The organism is Arthrobacter sp. HMWF013 (assembly GCF_003061105.1).
Lineage (GTDB): Bacteria > Actinomycetota > Actinomycetes > Actinomycetales > Micrococcaceae > Arthrobacter.
Window position 1 is genome coordinate 1 of sequence record NZ_QAIQ01000446.1, and the last position, 3,274, is coordinate 3,274.

The window sequence follows — 3,274 nt, forward strand, 5'->3', positions numbered from 1 at the left end:
TCATTCTCCTGATCATGGTGATGCTGGTCCGCGAACGCCGCCGCGAAATCGGTGTGCTGAAGGCCATCGGCGCCCCCAACCGCACCATCGGACTGCAGTTCGTTCTTGAAGCGCTGGTCCTGGTGGCCATGGGCAGCGCAGTAGGCGCGGCCATTGCCTCCTTCGCCAGCGGGGGCATCGCCTCGGCACTGATCAGCACCAACACCACCACGACGACGACGGCGGCCACCACCGGGCGCGGGGCTGCCATGGCCGGCGCGGCCGGCGGCGCCGGAATGCCGGGCAGCGGGGCAGGGTTCCCGGGTGGAACGGGCGGCCCCCTTGGCGGCGCCTCCCAGCTGCTGACCTCCGTCACAGCGAGCGCCTCCCCCGGCGTCATCGCCGCCGGAATCGCCGCGGTATTTGGCGTGGCCATCATCGGAGCGCTCATCCCCGCGCTGCTTACAGCCCGCATCCGTCCCATCGAAGTCCTGCGAGGAGAATAGCCATGATTGAAGTCAAGAACCTGGTCCGCACCTTCAACTCCGGTGACCGCACCATCAAACCCGTCAACGACGTCAGCTTCGTCCTCGAGCAGGGCACGCTGGCCTCCATTGTGGGCAAAAGCGGCAGCGGCAAGAGCACCCTGCTGTCCCTTCTGGGTGCGCTGGACAAACCCACCAGCGGAGACGTCGTCGTCAACGGCGTCAGCCTGGCCGGCATGCCGGACGGCAAGCTGACCGAGTACCGGCGCCGGGACATCGGGTTCGTATTCCAGCAGTTCAACCTGATCCCCAACCTGTCCGCCGTGGACAACGTGATGCTTCCGATGGAGTTTGCCGGCATCCGCAAGGCGCAGCGGCTGGAGCGGGCAAGGGACCTCCTGGCCCAGGTGCAACTGGACCCCGACAAGCAGGTCCGGCGGATTAACCGGCTCTCCGGCGGCGAGCAGCAGCGGGTGGCCATCGCACGGGCACTGGCCAATGAACCCAAGCTGATCCTGGCCGACGAGCCCACGGGAAACCTGGACGAGCAGACCGGAGACCACATCATCGAGCTCCTGAGCGCGCTCAGCCGTGACCACAACACCACCATCCTGGTGGTCACCCACGACAGGGCGCTTGCCAACAAGACTGACCGCCGGTTCCGGCTCCAGCAAGGCAAACTCACGGAGGAACCTGCCCGGGCCATGGCCTGAGATCCCTGCTGATCCGACGTCGGCACCGGTCTGAATGAGAGGATGGGCACCATGAGCGCGCTAATTCCCACGCCGTGGTTGTTCAGCCAGTCCGATCAGGACCCGCAGTCCGCCACCGGAAGGACCCTTCGCTGGGGTGTCATCGCCACCGGCGGGATTGCCCGGTCGGTGTCGCAGGACCTGGCGCTGCTCACGGACGCCGAGCTCTATGCCGTCAGCTCGCGGGGCCGGGACACGGCGGAGAGTTTCACCGCCGCCTATGGTTTCGGCAGGTCATACTGGGACGACGACGGCGTCCACGGCTACCAGCGGCTGCTCGCCGATGAAGCCGTGGACGTGGTCTACGTCGCCACTCCGCACGCGCAGCACCACCAGATCGTGCTTGCCGCGCTCAACGCCGGCAAGCACGTCCTGTGCGAAAAGGCGTTTACCATCAATGCCAGGGAAGCCAGCGAGCTCGTGGCGGTGGCACGTGAACGCAAGCTCTTCCTGATGGAGGCTGTGTGGAGCCGGTTCCTGCCGTCGATGCAGCGGGCCTTCGAGATTGCGGCTTCCGGTGAACTGGGAGATGTGCACTGGGTGACCGCCGATCTGGGTTTTCCCGCCCCCTACTCCCCCACCTCCAGGCTGTGGGCCCGGCAGGACGGCGGCGGAGCCCTCCTTGACATCACGGTGTACCCGCTGCTGTGGGCGGTGGGGACGTTGGGATTCCCGCAGACCGTCAGTGCCACCGGTTTCATCAACGACGACGGCGTGGACGCCCAGAATGCGTTGACGCTCGGCTACAACCACGGCGCCCAGGCCCAGCTGACCTCCTCCCTCCTCGCGCACGGGCCACGCACGGCGACTGTCGCGGGAAGCCTGGGGTACATGCAGAGTCTGGGTTCCATCAACAACCCGCGGGAGCTGGTGGTTGGCATCGGCCTCGGCGAGCTGCGCACCGAGCCGTTCGACGTCGTCGGCCGTGGCTACACCTACGAGCTCCGCGAGGTGACGCGCTGTATCCAGCAGGGCCTCACCGAGAGCCCAGTCATGCCTCTGGAGGATTCGATCAGGACCATGCGGCTCTTCGACGGGGTCCGCGGCCAGCTGGGCGTCAGCTACCCGAATGATGCGCACTAAGGTCACGCCTTCCTGGAAGCGTCGGTGACTTAAGCGGTAAACAGGATTGTCGTGCCGATGATGATTATCGACGCACCGATAAACTAATTAGTAAGTTTGCTGGTTAAATTCCCTTTTTCCCTAGACGCGTTGCACAGGAAAGTCATACGCTGTAGAAATCGTCCGTTTCAACGGCACTGGGGGTGGTACGCATGGCTAAAGCTCGTTCGCCATGGCGTGCGCTCCGGCCCTTCGTCCTTGCAGGCGCGGCAACGGTTGCCTGGCTGACGCTGTCTTCCACTGCCGCGGTGGCAGACTCGTCCACCGAGTCCGGCTCGCTTGTGGGCGGGCTGACATCCTCCGTTTCGTCACTCCCGGCTCCCCTGACGGGCGCGGTTGCGCCGCTCCAGGACGCCGTTTCTCCCGCAACCCAGCCATCCGGTTCCGCCGGGCTCCTGGAGCCCCTGGCGGGAACTGTGGCAGGTGCAGCCGATCATCTCGCAGCCACTGTGCCCGTTGTGAATCAGGTTGTTCCAGCAGACACCGTCTCGGCCCTGGCCGTGCCGGTGGCCGCAGGAGCCGACTCCGCTACGGCAGCCCTCGTTGAGACTGTCGCCCCTCCGCTCGCTGCGGCCCTGCCGGTTCTTGAGCCTGTGCTGCGGCCCGTGGTGGAGCTGACCGGTGGCACCGTGCCGCCGCTGCCGGTTGACGTGCCGGTTGCCCTGCCTGGCGCGTTGGACGGACTGCCTGCAGGGGAAACAGCCGGTTCCGGCGGGCTCTCGACAGTGGCCGAGCCCGCATTGGCCCCTGCCGCAGGTGAAGTTGTCCCTGCACATGATCCAGGCACCGCCTCATACAATTCGTTCGTACCACAGGGCGGCCTTGCGGCGACAGGGTCTGGTCCGTCGATGACCAGCGCTGCCATCCGTTCAGCGGGCCCGGTAAGTCCGCTGACGCGGGATCGTTCAACGCCTCCGGCCCCGGCCCCTGCAGGTC

The 3,274-nt window shown here is 66.2% G+C and carries 4 protein-coding genes; all 4 read left to right on the forward strand.

Annotation, left to right across the window (positions count from 1 at the left end):
* Positions 1–485, forward strand: a 485-nt coding sequence (locus tag DBR22_RS16050) for an FtsX-like permease family protein (protein ID WP_146187529.1), incomplete at its 5' end; no start/stop codon positions are given.
* 2 nt (positions 486–487) lie between these two features.
* Positions 488–1,177: an ABC transporter ATP-binding protein gene (locus DBR22_RS16055; RefSeq protein WP_108599839.1), complete on the forward strand. Its 690-nt coding sequence runs from the start codon at positions 488–490 to the stop codon at positions 1,175–1,177.
* A gap of 51 nt (positions 1,178–1,228) precedes the next feature.
* Positions 1,229–2,299 carry a Gfo/Idh/MocA family protein gene (locus DBR22_RS16060; protein WP_108599841.1) on the forward strand — a complete coding sequence of 357 codons (1,071 nt, stop codon included), beginning with the start codon at positions 1,229–1,231 and terminating at the stop codon, positions 2,297–2,299.
* A 191-nt stretch (positions 2,300–2,490) separates the two neighbouring features.
* The coding region (locus DBR22_RS16065) for a hypothetical protein (RefSeq protein WP_108599840.1) at positions 2,491–3,274 on the forward strand (784 nt) is incomplete at its 3' end.